Genomic DNA, 13,678 nt, shown 5'->3' with positions numbered 1-13,678 from the left:
CGTTTCCCGGAAGCTGTGGTGAAGACGGCGATATAGGCAGGCTGTTGGACCGTGTCAAACGGGGACTCGACAGACCCGAATCGATGAGGAACCTTTCGTCGGATCAAGGCTGTGGGGCAATCATGGCGACCCGGTAGGGAGCAACAGGCGCGGCGGCCTTGCTGGCGGCGGTACCGCTCGCGGCGCAGATGCCGCCGACGTTGCCGGACCGCGCGCCGGACAGGCGACGATGCCGGCGCCCGACGCGACCGGCCGGACTGGCGCGGCCGCACGCGCCGCAGGCGATCCGGTCGGCGCGCTCGAGCCGGCGAACGCCAATCGCTTCGACAGCATCGACTTCTCGACTACCGACTGAAGGACCGTCGCACACTATATCGTCACACAGGCAGTTCCTCGGCTATAGCGATATTCGATATGCCACTTGCCGATTAACGATAAATCGCGCATGACCGGCCCGGTCGAAACCGGGGGCAGGGACATGCGCGACGAGACGCGGCTGGTGCGATGGGGTGAGCGGGCGTTGCGCGGCCTTGCGGTGGCGAACATCGCGCTCGGCGTCGCGGCTCTTCTCTTCATCCTCGGCACCTTCCTGTTCCAGCAGCCTTTCGCCGCGCATCTCATGCGCAAATATGGCGCGGCGGCACCGGTCATGACGATGATCTGGGAGGTGCGGCTGCTGGGCCTGCTCAGTGCTAGCGTGGTCTGGCCGATCGACCGCTGCCTGCGCCCGCTCGCCGATCTCGCCGCCAGCGTGCGGCTCGGCCAGCCCTTCGACCCCGCCAATGCCGGCCGCGTCACCACGATCGGCTGGGCGCTGCTCGCGATCCAGTGCCTCGATGTGGCGAGTGGCGTGCTGACCATGATGGTGGCGCGGACGGGCGCGGATGTGGTCGGCTGGCAGCCGTCGCTGGCGGGCTGGATCTCGGTGCCGGTCGCCTTCGTGCTGGCGCGGGTGTTCGCGGCGGGGGCGCGGCTCGATGCCGATCTGGAGGGCACGGTCTGATGCCGGTGCGCGTCCATCTGGACGACCTGCTGCACCGCCGCCGCCTGTCGCTGACCGAGCTGAGCGAGCGGGTGGGGATCACGCTGGCCAATCTGTCGATCCTGAAGACGGGCAAGGCCAAGGCGATCCGCTTCTCGACGCTCGACGCCATCTGCCGCGTGCTCGACTGCCAGCCGGGCGAGATACTGACCTGGGTCGAGGGCGACCCTGACGAAGAGGGGGAAGCATGACCGACCTGACGATGACCGAATCACGAACGCGTGGCGGCGGGTTACGCCGGATCGCCGGCGACCTGGTCGATATCTACCGCCGAGGCGGCCGGTCGCTGCGCGCCGCGCCGCTGCTCGCCGCGATCGCGATCCTGCCGGAAGCGGCGCAGCATGTCGCGGAGATCAAGCTCGGCATGTTCGTCTCGATCGATGCGTTTCGCGCCCTGTCGAACGACCCGACCCGCTGGGCGTTCGGCTATGCCAAGGTGGCGGGGTTCGTCGTCGCTTTTCTCGCATTCGCGCGGTTTCAGGCAACCGGATCGGTTCGGAGCGCGCTGCTCGTCCCGCCGCGCACGCTCGCGCGTATCGTGCTGCTGATCGCGTTGACCTTCGCGCTCGCCTGGCCGTTCGGTGAACTTCAAAAGCAGACCGGGTCGATGCCGCTCACTATCGCGCTCGGCACCGCATCCGTGGTCATTCAGGGGGCCATGCTGCTGCTCATCATCGGTGCGCTGGTCGGCGACCGCACGCTGTCATGGCATGCCGCCTTCACCAGCCATCTGCCCTCCGCGCTGCTGCTGACCCTCTACCTCGCCGCGGCCTTCGCGCCGTGCCAGCTGCTGCACATGGCCAACCACAAGCTCGCCATGGCGCGGCCGGAGCCGGCGGTGTGGGCGCTGATGGCGTTCGACGCGCTGTGGGTGGGCCTGTTCGCCTCTCTGGTCGGCGCGGCGCTGTTCGTCGGCAGTGGCGTGCGGCTGACATGGCGCGGCTGGCGCGACTAGGCTCCTAGCGCGCCAGGTGCCATTGCTGGTTGGGATGGCCGCCGCAGGACCAGACGCGGATCGGCGCGCCGCCGCTCAGTTCGCCGACATTGTCGAGGCATTTGCCGGTCAGCCGGTTGCGCAGCAGGAACCAGCCGCCGTCGGTCGGCATCATCTCCCATTGCTGCGCCGGCTGACCGCTAGCGGCGGCGAGACCGGTCGCCGCGCCGTCGGCCGTCGCGCCGAGCGAATCGATCCGCCGCCCGCCCGGCTCCGCCAGCGTCACGAAGCCATCGGCATAGGCGACCGTCCAGTCCTGCCCGGTCGCGCTGGCGGCAGGCGCGGTGCCGCGGCCGTCGAGCCACAGGCTGCTCGACCGGTTGACGAAGCGGCGGGTGCCGGCGATCGCGGCGGCGCCGTCGCTCAGCCCCATATCCGCACGCTGCGCGGCCACCATCGCGACGTTGCGCTGCGGATCGACGAACTCGCGATCGTAGTTGAGGCCATAGGGCCAGAAATGCTGGCCGTCGGCGTTCAACACCGCGTCCGGCCCCTCGAAGGCCTTGACCCGCGCCGTGGCGATCGGGCCGGTGAAGCGCCCCTCGGCCAGCAGCGCGCGCCACCCCGAATAGGTACCCGAACCCAGCCAGTGCGCCAGCTCGTGCAGCGCGACCCGCCGCCCGATCGCGCCGCCGAACTGGATGCGCCACTGATAGCCCGCCTCCGCCGTCGGCGTGCCGGCATTGTAGGTGACGGTCACCATTCCCCGATAATCGGCCAGCGTGTTGGTGTGGTTGATCGCCCAGTCCATCGCGTCGCGGATCCCCGGGCGCACCGCATCGGGTATGTCGCCCGCGAAGGACCAGCTCAGCCCGCCCGGCACGTAGAGGTCGGGCGCGGCGGTGGGCGTCGGCGTGGGTGCCGCGGTCGGGCCGGGCATCGGCGTCGGGGACGGCGATGCGGAGGGTGCGGGCGCCGGGGCTTCTGCGACCGGCAGGCTGTCGTCCTTTCCAGCCCCTCCGCACGCGATGAGGGTGAGGGCGAAGAGGGCGGGCAGGGCGAGGCGCAGGGGATGAAGCATCGGGCGCACCGGATGCCGCCGCGCCGATGAACGCCCGGTAGCCGGAACGCCGATCTTGCGCACGGACCGGCGGCCGATCCGGACTCCCGTGCGCCCGGCGCAAAAAAGGGGCGGCTCCCGGCCGGGAACCGCCCCTGTTCTGGGTCGAGACCCGGCCTTTCGACCGCGCCCCGACGGGCCTCGGGCCGGGCCTTGGCCCGGCTGCGCGGCTTACTTGAGCTCGACGGTCGCGCCGGCTTCCTCGAGCTGCTTCTTCAGCTTCTCGGCCTCGTCCTTGTTCACGCCTTCCTTGACGGGCTTCGGAGCGCCTTCGACCAGCGCCTTCGCCTCGGTCAGGCCGAGACCGGTGATCGCGCGGACCTCCTTGATGACGTTGATCTTCTTGCCGCCGTCGCCGGTCAGGATGACGTCGAACTCGGTCTTCTCTTCAGCGGCCGGAGCGCCACCGCCGGCGCCGCCAGCGGCCGGAGCCGCCGCAACCGCCGCAGCGGCCGAAACGCCCCACTTCTCTTCGAGCAGCTTCGAGAGCTCGGCGGCCTCGAGGACGGTCAGTTCGCTCAGCTGGTCAACCAGCGCGTTCAGGTCTGCCATGTCTATTCTCCATGCGGGGCATAAAGGCCCCAAAGTTCAGTTGAAAACCAGGAATGCCAGGACGGCTTACGCCGCCTCCTTCTCCGCATATGCTGCCAGCACGCGCGCGATCTGCGCGGCCGGGGCCTGCGTGATCGTGGCGATCTTCGTGGCGGGCGCCACGATGAGGCCGACGATCTTCGCCCGCAGCTCGTCGAGCGACGGCAGCGTGGCGAGGGCCTGCACGCCCGCGACGTCGAGGGGCGTTGCGCCCATCGCGCCGCCCACGATTTCGAACTTGTCGTTCGTCTTCGCGAAGTCGACGGCCACCTTGGCGGCCGCGACCGGGTCGGTCGAGGTGGCGAGGCCGACCGGGCCGGTCAGCATGTCGCTGATCGAACCATAGTCGGTCCCGTCGAGGGCGATCCTGGCAAGCTTGTTCTTCGAGACCTTATAGCTCGCGCCGGCTGCCCGCATCTTGTTGCGCAGGTCCGTGGACTGCGCGACGGTCATGCCGAGGTTGCGGGTGACGACCACCACGCCGACCTCGGAGAAGTTGCGGTTCAGCTCGGCGACGGCTGCGGCCTTTTCAGTCCGATCCATGCCATTCTCCTCACTTGGCCGCGCGCCGCCGAAACGGTTGCGCGACCGGTTACGTACCGGTGGGCGATTGCTCCCCGGCATGGTCCAGCGATGGGGAAAGGGGGGACCGGCCGCATGGAATAGCGGTCGGGCGAATCTCTATCCCCGTCTCGGCGAGAAATTAAGCCGCGGCAGGTCCGCGGCACTCGCTGTCTAGGACGGCGACACGGGGCCTGAGGCCCTGCGTCCGGGGGCGCCGTTAGCGGAAGAGCCGGTGAAACGCAACGCTTCTCTGAAGGGTCATGCCGGGCATGTCCCGGCATCCACTCCTCCGCGCGGAAAACGGTCGAAGCGTTGGCGGAACCGTGGATGCCGGGACGAGCCCGGCATGACGAAATGGGTCGGCGAGCCTTATGGCATTTCGTGCGGGCCTCGCCTATCGCTGCACCGCAAAAGGAGAAGGGTGGATGCGAAAGCTTTATCCCGATGCGGCGGCCGCGCTCGACGGGCTGCTGTTCGACGGCATGACGATCTGCGCGGGCGGCTTCGGCCTGTGCGGCATTCCGGAGCGGCTGATCGACGCGATCCGCGATGCCGGGACGAAGGATCTGACGATCGCCAGCAACAATGCCGGCATCGACGGCGAGGGGCTGGGCAAGCTGCTTCGTACCCGGCAGGTGAAGAAGATGATCTCCTCCTATGTCGGCGAGAACAAGGAGTTCGAGCGGCAGTATCTCTCGGGCGAGCTGGAGGTCGAGTTCTGCCCCCAGGGCACGCTCGCCGAGCGCTGCCGCGCCGGCGGCGCGGGCATTCCCGGCTTCTACACCAAGACCGGCGTCGGCACGAAGGTGGCCGAGGGCAAGGAGGTGAAGAGCTTCGACGGGCAGGACTATATCCTCGAACGCGGCATCCGTGCCGACCTGTCGATCATCAAGGGCTGGAAGGCGGACGAGGCGGGCAACCTCGTCTTCCGCAAGACCGCGCGCAACTTCAACCAACCGATGGCGACCGCAGGCCGCATCTGCGTCGCCGAGGTGGAGGAGGTCGTGCCGGTCGGCAGCCTCGACCCCGATTCGATCCACCTGCCCGGCATCTATGTGAAGCGGATGATCGTCGGCGCGCCATACGACAAGAAGATCGAATTCCGCACCGTGCGGCAGCGGGAGACTGTGTGATGGCCGGGGACGTGAAGGGCTGGGACCGCAACCAGATGGCCGCCCGTGCGGCGCAGGAGCTTCAGGACGGCTTCTACGTCAATCTCGGCATCGGCATCCCGACGCTGGTCGCGAACAACATCCCCGCCGGCATGACCGTGACGCTCCAGTCGGAGAACGGGATGCTCGGGATCGGGCCGTTCCCCTATGAGGACGAAGTCGACCCCGATCTGATCAATGCCGGCAAGCAGACGATCAGCGAACTGCCCTCCTCGGTCTATTTCTCCTCGGCCGACAGTTTCGCGATGATCCGCGGCGGGCATATCGACCTGACCGTGCTGGGCGCGATGGAGGTCAGCGAGGGCGGCGACATCGCCAACTGGATGATCCCCGGCAAGATGATCAAGGGGATGGGCGGCGCGATGGACCTCGTCGCGGGCGTCAAGAAGATCATCGTGGTGATGGAGCACGTCGCCAAGGACGGCAGCCCCAAGTTCATCCCCGCCTGCACCCTGCCGCTGACCGGCCAGAACGTGGTCGACATGATCGTCACCGACCTCGCCGTCTTCCAGCGGCCGGACCATGGCGCGCCGTTCCGCCTGATCGAACTCGCCCCGGGCGTGACGGCGGAGGAGGTGCGGGCGAAGACGACGGCGGCGTATCGGGAGTGAGCTACACACTGGTCACCGCGAACCGGAACTATTCTAGCTGGTCGCTGCGCCCCTGGGTGCTGATGCGCGCGCTCGACATCGCCTTTGTCGACCGGATCGAACCCTTTGCGGCATCGAACAATTACGAGGCCTTTCGCGCCTTCTCGCCGACCGGGCAGGTGCCGGTGCTGATCGACGAAGAGCGGACGATCTGGGACTCGCTCGGCATCGCCCTCTATCTCGCCGAACGGCATGAAGGGGTGTGGCCGGCGGGCGAGGCGGCGCGGACCTGGGCGATGTGCGCCGTCGCGGAGATGCATGGCGGCTTCGGCGCGCTCCGAGCCGAGCGGACGATGACTGTCGGCCAGCGCGTCGCCCCGCATCCCGGCTCGCCCGCGCTGGAACGCGACGTGGCGCGGCTGGCGGAACTGTGGGCCGAGGGGCTGGCGCGGTTCGGCGGTCCATGGCTGGCGGCCGACCGCTTCACCGCCGTCGATGCTTTCTACGCGCCGGTGGCTTTTCGCGTGCGGACCTATGGCATCGATGTGGGGCCGGCGGGCGGGCGCTGGGTCGAGACGATGCTGGCGCATCCCGCCATGGTCGAATGGGAGCGCGCTGCGCGGTCGGAGACGTTCCGCGAGCCCGGCCATGAGGCGGATGTCGCCACCTGCGGCACGGTCACGGCCGACTATCGCGCCTGAGTCGACCCACGATGCTCACGCACCGCTTTGACGGCCGGTCGACAGCTCTTCGTCCACCGCCTGTGCTTGCAGCACAGCAGGATCGGAGGCGAGTTCATACAGGAAGCGGCGGCGCTCCATCGTCCCGACCCGCAGCTTGTCGCGGGCATGAGTCTGTGCCTTGTTCAGCCGGAACGGCACATAGCCGCGCGACCGCAGGCAGGTTACGACGCGATCCTGCATAAATCTCTGCGTGCCCTTGATCCCGCCGCGGATCGAGCGCTGATAGATGCTCGAATAGTCGCGCATCATCCTGTCGAACTCCTCCGGATCAAGGCTCCTGCCGTCCTGCGCACCCATGGTGGTGGATCTCGCATTCGCCTGATCGATCGCCTGATCCTGCCTGCGTGTGCCGTCCAGAACTTGGCGGGTGTCCTCCCGCTGCGAAATATCGGCCGTTGCGCCGCCGGTCCCGCAGTCGATCGCGTCGCGGCGATACTGATCGAAGTCGATGCCCGCCTTACCCCAGGAGAGGTCTTTTCCGGCTGCGACAGCGGCCTCCGCGTCAAACGCCACGAACATAATCGTCAGACCCGCGGCGAGGATGATCGAGGCTTCAATCCTACGCCAAAAGGAGAGCATTTCTCAGCCGATCCGCCATAATTGTTGAATCGCTATACTTTGGACATTTCGCCTTGCACGCATTCAGGGCGTCCATACGGTCTTGCCAGCAACCGTCGCCGCCGCCCCTGCGCGAACAGAGCTCATAGGCTGACTCGGCTTCGGACTCGCATCCGGCATCGCATGCCCCAGATCCCCTCTGAGCTAGCAGGGAACTAGACAGCACCAAGGACCCAGACATGATCAGTGCAGCGTGCAGCCTCATGAGACCTCCCGGCGATATGCCTTATGGATTTTCGCATTATGGTATTTACATGTCGTCGTATTGTCGGTGCAAGAATATAGTTGCTTTATGTAGCAATGTTGTAGCGTTGACGCCCAATATCGTAAGGACGAAATTAAGGCGCGAACACATCCATTTGCGGGGAAAAAAAATACTATTAAGGTGGAGGCATTTTCAATGGGCAGGGCAATACAATTAAAGAATTTCATGGTAGAGATTCGCTGTGGCGTCAGCGTTGCTCAAAGCGTTGGCGGCGGTTTGATTCCGCGTCGGCCTTTTCCGCCGTCTCCGGCATCTTCCATGCGACCAGCACCAGCCCCACCACCGCGACCACGGCCAGCGTCAGGAACGCCGCGGTATAGCCCAGCCCGACGATCACCGCGCCGGCCAGCGTCGTGCTCAGCGCGCCGCCCAGCCCCTGCACCGTCGCGACCGCGCCCTGCGCGACGTTGAACCGGCCCGTGCCGCGCATGATCGCCGCCACGACGACCGGCAGCAGGGCGCCGAAGATGCCGGCGCCGATCCCGTCGAGCAGCTGGACGAACAGCAGCCAGGCCGGCGCGTTCGACAGCGGATAGAGGAGGCCGCGCAGCGCCAGCACCGCCAGCCCCGCGAGCAGGATCGGCCGATGGCCCCAGCGATCGGCATAGCGGCCGACCAGCACCGCCACCGGCACCATCACCAGCTGCGCGCCGACGATGCACGCGGCGGTGAGCGAGGTCGCCTGGCTGCTCCCCACCTCGCGGCCGAGCAACTGGCCGACCGTCGGCAGCATCGCCGCATTGGCGAGATGGAACAGGAAGCAGGCGAGCGCGAAGATGCCGAGCGCCGGCGTACCCATCAGCACCTGCCGCAGCGACTGCGGCGGCCCGTCGCGCTCCTGCGCTTCCTCGTCGTCGGCACAGCCGCGCGCCACCGCATGGTCGATCGCGCTCCCGTCCACCGACAGGATCGCGACGATGCTCAGCGCCGCCAGCCCCGCCATCAGCCAGAAGACGACGACCGGCCCGAACCGCCACGCCAGCACCCCCGCCAGCGCCGCCGCGACCGCGTTGCCGGCATGGTTGAAGGCCTCGTTGCGGCCGACCCGCGCGGTAAACGCCTTCGGCCCGACGATCCCCAGCGAGATCGCCGCGATCCCCGGCGCGAACGCCGCCGCCGCCATCGCGGCCAGCGACTGGCCCGCCGTCACCGCCAGGAAGCCGTGCGAGAGCGGCAGGGCGAGGCTCGCCAGCGTCACCGCGAGAGCCGCCGCGACGAGGATCGCGCGCTTGGCCTTGCTGCGGTCGACCAGCGCACCGGCGGGCGCATTGGCGATCAGCCCGGCGATGCCGGCGATCGTCATCACCAGCCCGGCGCTCGCCTCGTTCCAGCCGTGCGTCGGTCCGCGGACGCTGACCAGATAGATGGCGAGATACGGCCCGAGCCCGTCGCGGACATCGGCGAGGAAGAAGTTCATCGCGTCGAGCGCGCGGGTGCCGCGACGAGGCTGGTGGGCGTGCGGCATGGGCGAACCTTGATCCAGAGCAGTTTTCCCCGAACGGGCCGCGATCGCCATCGCTCCATGACAAAAGCTTCATCGTAGCAGGCGGCCGCCTCTCCCGGCGTCGCTGGCGACCGTGCCGCTTTCCGCAAGAAAATGTCGCCCGGCCTTTCCGCGACGCGCCATTTCGGTTAACGCGCGCCCGTCATGGTCCAGCCGCAAACCCTGTACGAGAAGATCTGGGACGCGCATGTCGTCGAACGCCGCGACGACGGCACCTGCCTGATCTATATCGACCGCCACCTCGTTCACGAAGTCACCAGCCCCCAGGCGTTCGAGGGGCTTCGCGCCAGCGGCCGCCGCGTTCGCCGGCCCGAGCTGACGCTGGCGGTGCCCGACCACAACCTGCCGACCACCCCGCGCACTGGCCCGGACGGCCGCCTGCTGCCGATCGCCGACCCGGAAAGCGCGCAGCAACTCGAGGCGCTGCGCCGCAACACCGCCGAGTTCGGCGTCGACTATATCGATGCGACCGCGCCCGAGCAGGGGATCGTCCATGTCGTCGGGCCGGAGCTGGGCTTCACCCTGCCGGGCACCACTTTGGTCTGCGGCGACAGCCACACCTCGGCGCACGGCGCGCTCGGCGCGCTCGCCTTCGGCATCGGCACGTCGGAGGTGGAGCATGTGCTCGCCACCCAGACGCTGCTGCTGAAGCGGTCGCAAACGATGGAGATCCGCGTCGACGGCACCCTCGGGTTCGGCGTGTCGGCCAAGGACGTGATCCTGGCGATCATCGGCCGGATCGGCGCGGCGGGCGGCACTGGCTATGTCGTCGAATATACCGGCGGGGTGATCCGCGGCCTGTCGGCCGAGGGGCGGCTGACCGTCGCCAACATGTCGATCGAGGGCGGCGCACGCGCCGGACTGATCGCGCCCGACGACACGACCTTCGCCTATCTCAAGGGCCGGCCGATGGCGCCGCAGGGCGCCGCCTGGGACAAGGCGGTCGACTGGTGGCGGACGCTGCCGAGCGATCCGGGTGCGGCCTATGACCGCAGCGTCACGCTCCACGCCACCGACATCGCGCCCTCGCTGACCTGGGGGACCAGTCCGGAGGACGTGGTGCCGATCACCGGCGCGGTCCCCGATCCCGACAGCTTCGCCGATCCCGCCAAGCGCGTCGCGGCGCGCAAGTCGCTCGACTATATGGGGCTCGCGCCGGGCATGCGGATGCAGGACGTGCCGGTCCAGCACGTCTTCATCGGCAGCTGCACCAACAGCCGGATCGAGGACCTGCGCGCCGCCGCAGCCGTCGCCGGCGGTCGCCGGGTCGCCGACGGCGTGCGGGCGATGGTCGTGCCGGGATCGGGCCTCGTCAAGCGGCAGGCGGAGGCCGAGGGCCTCGACCGGGTCTTCACCGCGGCCGGCTTCGAGTGGCGCGAGCCGGGCTGTTCGATGTGCCTGGCGATGAATCCGGACAAGGTGCCGCCGGGCGAGCGCTGCGCGTCGACCAGCAACCGCAACTTCGTCGGGCGGCAGGGGCCGGGCGCGCGCACCCACCTCGTCTCGCCCGCGATGGCGGCGGCGGCGGCGGTGACCGGGCGGCTGGCGGACGTGCGCGACCTGATGGCACGGGACACGATGGGAGCAGGGGCATGAAGAAGGTATTGGTGCTGCTGGTAGCGGGCGCGCTGCTCAGCGGCTTCGCCGCCTATGGCGCCGGCGTCGCGCGCACCGCCGCGACCCTGGCGGAGAAGCGCTGACGCCGTAACACCCTCCCCTTCAGGGGAGGGCCGGGGTGGGGCGTGTCCGCGGACGCCGCGCCCGTGGCGGCGCCCCACCCCCGGACCCCTCCCCTGAAGGGGAGGGGAGAACAGAGGATATCCCATGACCCCCGTCACCACCGTCTCCGGCAGCGCCTATCCCTGGGGCGCCAAGAATATCGACACCGACGTCATCATCCCCGCGCACTGGCTGAAGACCATCAGCCGCGCCGGGCTGGGCCGCGGCGCGTTCGAGACGGTGCGGGCGCAGCCGGGCAACATCTTCGACGATCCGCGCTATGCCGGCGCGCCGATCCTGATCGCGGGCGACAATTTCGGCTGCGGGTCGAGCCGCGAACATGCCGCCTGGGCGCTGGCGGACATGGGCATCCGGGCGGTGATCGCGCCCAGCTTCTCGGACATCTTCTCGGGCAACGCCTTCAAGAACGGCATCGTCCCCGTCGTCCTGCCGCAGGAGGCGGTCGACCGACTGCTGGAGGCGGCGCAGGACGCGCCGGTGACCGTCGACCTCGAGACGATGACCGTCACCACCGCCTATCAAGACCGCTTTCCCTTCCAGCTCGATCCCTTCCGCCGGCAATGCCTGATGGAGGGTCTGGACGAGGTCGGGCTGACACTGGCAAGAGATACCGCGATTTCGAAATTCGAAGGGGCGATGCACGAACGTCGTCCCTGGATCGAGGAGAGACGCGGTTATGCGGACGTTGCTGTCGAGGGTGCCGGGCGGACCTGAAACTCTGGAAGTCGCCGAGCTGCCCGATCCGGCGGCCGGTGCGGGGCAGGTCGTGGTCGCGGTCGGGGCCTGCGCGATCAACTATCCCGACGTCCTCGTCATCGAGGACAAATACCAGTTCAAGCCCGCCCGTCCCTTCGCGCCTGGCGGCGAGATCGCCGGGGTGATCGAAGATGTGGGCGAGGGGGTCACCGGCTGGCAGGCCGGCGACCGGGTGATCGCCGTCATCGGCCAGGGCGGGCTGGCCGAGAAGGTGGCCGTACCCGCCGCCGCGCTCCACCGCCTGCCCGAGGGGCGGAGCTTCGCCGAGGGCGCGGCGCTGATCCTGACCTATGGCACCACCATCCATGCGCTGCTCGACCGCGGACGGCTGAAGGCGGGCCATCGGCTGCTGGTGCTCGGCGCGGCCGGCGGTGTCGGCCTCGCCGCGATCGAGCTCGGCAAGGCGTTCGGCGCTGAGGTCGTCGCCGCCGTCTCGTCCGAGGAGAAGGCGCAGGCTGCGCGCGATGCGGGAGCGGACGAGACGATCGTCTACCCCCGCGCGCCCTTCGATCGCGACCAGTCGAAGGCGCTCGCCGAACGGTTCAAGGCGGCGGGCGGCCGCGACGGCTTCGACGTGATCTACGATCCGGTCGGCGGCGACTATGCCGAGCCCGCGCTGCGCGCGATCGGCTGGGAGGGGCGCTATCTGGTCGTCGGCTTCCCCGCCGGCATCCCCAGGCTGCCGCTCAACCTGACGCTGCTGAAGAGCTGCGACGTGTGCGGTGTGTTCTGGGGCGCCTTCGCCGCGCGCGATCCGGCCGCCAACGCCGCCCATGTCGATCGGCTCTTCGCCTTGTGGGCAGAGGGGCGGATCGGCCCGCGCGTCACCCGCACCTTCCCGCTCGAGCGGGGCGGCGAGGCGATCGCGGCGATGGCGGCGCGGCAGGCGATCGGCAAGCTGGTCGTGGAGATGATGGGCTGATCCCGCCGCCCGTTGCGCCCCGCTGCCCCCGCGCCTATCTCCGCCAATGGGACCAATGAGCGGGGAGCGCAGCACATGACCACCTTCGACGATCGGCAACGCGCCTTCGAGGCAAAGTTCGCCCGCGACGAAGAGATGGCGTTCCGCGTCACCGCCCGCCGCAACCGCCTGCTCGGCCAATGGGCCGCCGCGCAGATGGGCCTGACTCCCGCCGAGACCGACGCCTATGCCAAGTCGGTCGTCCAGGCCGATTTCGAGGAGGCCGGCGACGAGGATGTCGTGCGCAAGCTGCTCGGCGACCTGACCGCCGCCGGGGTCGAGACCGACGACGCCACCGTGCGCCGCGCGCTCGACGAGCAGACGGTCGAGGCGCGCCGCCAGCTGATGGAGGCGCAATAACCGCCATGCCGATGGCCGCCGACGACATCGCCGCGATGATCCGCGCCGCCATTCCCGATGCCATGGTCGAGATCACCGATCTGGCCGGGGACGGCGATCACTATGCCGCCCGCGTCGTTGCGCCCAGCTTTGCCGGGATGTCGCGGGTGAAGCAGCACCAGACCGTCTATGCGGCGCTCGGCGGGCGGATGGGGGGCGTGCTCCACGCCCTTCAGCTGACCACCGCGGCCGCGTGAAGGAAGACCAGCCATGACCGACATCACCGATACCGACACCCACGCCCGCATCGACCAGCTCGTGAAGGGCCATCACGCCGTGCTGTTCATGAAGGGCAGCCCGCTCTTCCCGCAATGCGGCTTCTCCAGCCGCGCGGTCGCGATCCTCAACCATCTCGGCGTCGAGTTCGAGAGCGTCGACGTGCTTCAGGACCAGGGCATCCGGCAGGGCATCAAAAGCTATTCGGACTGGCCGACCATCCCCCAGCTCTATGTCGATGGCGAGTTCGTCGGCGGCTCGGACATCATGATGGAGATGTACGAGAGCGGCGAGCTGGCGGAGCTGCTCGGCGGGACTCCCGCGGCGAACTGAGGCTGGCGGGCTATTTGTTCGCTTTGGGCTGGGCCTCGCGTCCTGCTCGTCCGTCATGCCGGACTGGTTCCGGCATCCACCGTTCCGCACACGCTCGCCGCGAAGAGTTTGCGGCGCGGTGGACCCCGGA

18 protein-coding genes are annotated in these 13,678 nt (G+C 68.7%); 13 read left to right on the top strand and 5 right to left on the bottom strand.

Translation table 11 applies throughout. The annotated features are described in order from the left end of the window. The first annotated feature begins 229 nt into the window (after positions 1-229). From IEX18_RS18755 to IEX18_RS08445, 4 genes are all read left to right on the top strand, one after another. Positions 230-355: a hypothetical protein gene (locus IEX18_RS18755; protein WP_268234943.1), complete on the top strand. Its 126-nt coding sequence runs from the start codon at positions 230-232 to the stop codon at positions 353-355. Positions 356-445: 90 nt separating this feature from the next. Next, positions 446-1,003 (top strand): DUF2975 domain-containing protein, encoded by a 558-nt coding sequence (locus IEX18_RS08455; RefSeq protein ID WP_188658277.1) that lies wholly within the window; start codon positions 446-448, stop codon positions 1,001-1,003. Next, positions 1,003-1,233 (top strand): helix-turn-helix domain-containing protein, encoded by a 231-nt coding sequence (locus IEX18_RS08450; RefSeq protein ID WP_188658276.1) that lies wholly within the window; start codon positions 1,003-1,005, stop codon positions 1,231-1,233. The genes IEX18_RS08455 and IEX18_RS08450 overlap by 1 nt, the downstream gene beginning before the upstream one ends. Further along, positions 1,230-1,997 (top strand): hypothetical protein, encoded by a 768-nt coding sequence (locus tag IEX18_RS08445; protein WP_188658275.1) that lies wholly within the window; start codon positions 1,230-1,232, stop codon positions 1,995-1,997. The genes IEX18_RS08450 and IEX18_RS08445 overlap by 4 nt, the downstream gene beginning before the upstream one ends. Before the next feature lie 4 nt (positions 1,998-2,001). Here the strand turns inward: IEX18_RS08445 and IEX18_RS08440 are convergent, their stop codons facing one another. The 3 genes from IEX18_RS08440 to rplJ all read right to left on the bottom strand — a co-directional run bounded on the left by IEX18_RS08440 (position 2,002) and on the right by rplJ (position 4,230). After that, positions 2,002-3,057: an RICIN domain-containing protein gene (locus IEX18_RS08440; RefSeq protein ID WP_188658274.1), complete on the bottom strand. Its 1,056-nt coding sequence runs from the start codon at positions 3,055-3,057 to the stop codon at positions 2,002-2,004. 210 nt (positions 3,058-3,267) lie between these two features. Continuing rightward, positions 3,268-3,648: a 50S ribosomal protein L7/L12 gene (rplL, locus tag IEX18_RS08435; RefSeq protein WP_188658273.1), complete on the bottom strand. Its 381-nt coding sequence runs from the start codon at positions 3,646-3,648 to the stop codon at positions 3,268-3,270. A gap of 66 nt (positions 3,649-3,714) precedes the next feature. Next, positions 3,715-4,230 (bottom strand): 50S ribosomal protein L10, encoded by a 516-nt coding sequence (rplJ, locus tag IEX18_RS08430; protein ID WP_188658272.1) that lies wholly within the window; start codon positions 4,228-4,230, stop codon positions 3,715-3,717. A gap of 446 nt (positions 4,231-4,676) precedes the next feature. Here rplJ and IEX18_RS08425 point away from each other — a divergent pair, with 446 nt between their 5' ends. From IEX18_RS08425 to IEX18_RS08415, 3 genes are read left to right on the top strand one after another with little or no spacing between them, the layout of a single operon-like run. Beyond that, positions 4,677-5,384, top strand: a complete 708-nt coding sequence (locus IEX18_RS08425) for a CoA transferase subunit A (RefSeq protein WP_188658271.1) — start codon at positions 4,677-4,679, stop codon at positions 5,382-5,384. Further along, positions 5,384-6,034, top strand: coding sequence for a CoA transferase subunit B (locus IEX18_RS08420; protein WP_188658270.1), 651 nt, complete (start codon positions 5,384-5,386; stop codon positions 6,032-6,034). Before IEX18_RS08425 ends, IEX18_RS08420 begins: the two co-directional genes overlap by 1 nt. Beyond that, a complete protein-coding gene (locus IEX18_RS08415) occupies positions 6,031-6,714 on the top strand; it encodes a glutathione S-transferase family protein (protein WP_188658269.1) in 684 nt (227 codons plus the stop codon). The genes IEX18_RS08420 and IEX18_RS08415 overlap by 4 nt, the downstream gene beginning before the upstream one ends. A gap of 15 nt (positions 6,715-6,729) precedes the next feature. Here IEX18_RS08415 and IEX18_RS08410 read toward each other — a convergent pair whose 3' ends face one another. Together IEX18_RS08410 and IEX18_RS08405 are read right to left on the bottom strand one after the other, a co-directional pair. After that, on the bottom strand, positions 6,730-7,269 hold the full coding sequence (locus tag IEX18_RS08410; RefSeq protein ID WP_188658268.1) for a hypothetical protein: 540 nt from the start codon (positions 7,267-7,269) through the stop codon (positions 6,730-6,732). Between the two features lie 557 nt (positions 7,270-7,826). Beyond that, positions 7,827-9,104 (bottom strand): MFS transporter, encoded by a 1,278-nt coding sequence (locus tag IEX18_RS08405; protein ID WP_229664452.1) that lies wholly within the window; start codon positions 9,102-9,104, stop codon positions 7,827-7,829. A gap of 183 nt (positions 9,105-9,287) precedes the next feature. Here IEX18_RS08405 and leuC point away from each other — a divergent pair, with 183 nt between their 5' ends. The 6 genes from leuC to grxD all read left to right on the top strand — a co-directional run bounded on the left by leuC (position 9,288) and on the right by grxD (position 13,548). Continuing rightward, complete coding sequence (gene leuC / locus IEX18_RS08400) at positions 9,288-10,739, top strand: 3-isopropylmalate dehydratase large subunit (RefSeq protein WP_188658266.1); 1,452 nt, start codon at positions 9,288-9,290, stop codon at positions 10,737-10,739. A gap of 228 nt (positions 10,740-10,967) precedes the next feature. Further along, a complete protein-coding gene (gene leuD, locus IEX18_RS08395; RefSeq protein ID WP_188658265.1) occupies positions 10,968-11,597 on the top strand; it encodes a 3-isopropylmalate dehydratase small subunit in 630 nt (209 codons plus the stop codon). Beyond that, entirely contained in the window at positions 11,560-12,561 is a 1,002-nt protein-coding gene (locus IEX18_RS08390; protein ID WP_188658264.1) for an NADPH:quinone oxidoreductase family protein, read from the top strand. Before leuD ends, IEX18_RS08390 begins: the two co-directional genes overlap by 38 nt. Positions 12,562-12,636: 75 nt before the next feature. Next, entirely contained in the window at positions 12,637-12,960 is a 324-nt protein-coding gene (locus IEX18_RS08385) for a DUF1476 domain-containing protein (RefSeq protein ID WP_188658263.1), read from the top strand. 5 nt (positions 12,961-12,965) lie between these two features. Beyond that, positions 12,966-13,196, top strand: coding sequence for a BolA family protein (locus tag IEX18_RS08380; protein WP_188658262.1), 231 nt, complete (start codon positions 12,966-12,968; stop codon positions 13,194-13,196). A 22-nt stretch (positions 13,197-13,218) separates the two neighbouring features. Then, positions 13,219-13,548 carry a Grx4 family monothiol glutaredoxin gene (gene grxD / locus IEX18_RS08375; protein ID WP_373284540.1) on the top strand — a complete coding sequence of 110 codons (330 nt, stop codon included), beginning with the start codon at positions 13,219-13,221 and terminating at the stop codon, positions 13,546-13,548. Positions 13,549-13,678 lie beyond the last annotated feature (130 nt).

The sequence above is a fragment of the Sphingomonas metalli genome (genome assembly GCF_014641735.1).
GTDB lineage: Bacteria > Pseudomonadota > Alphaproteobacteria > Sphingomonadales > Sphingomonadaceae > Sphingomonas > Sphingomonas metalli.
Note: the sequence above shows the minus strand (reverse complement) of the source record. Positions and strands in the feature narration are given on the sequence as shown.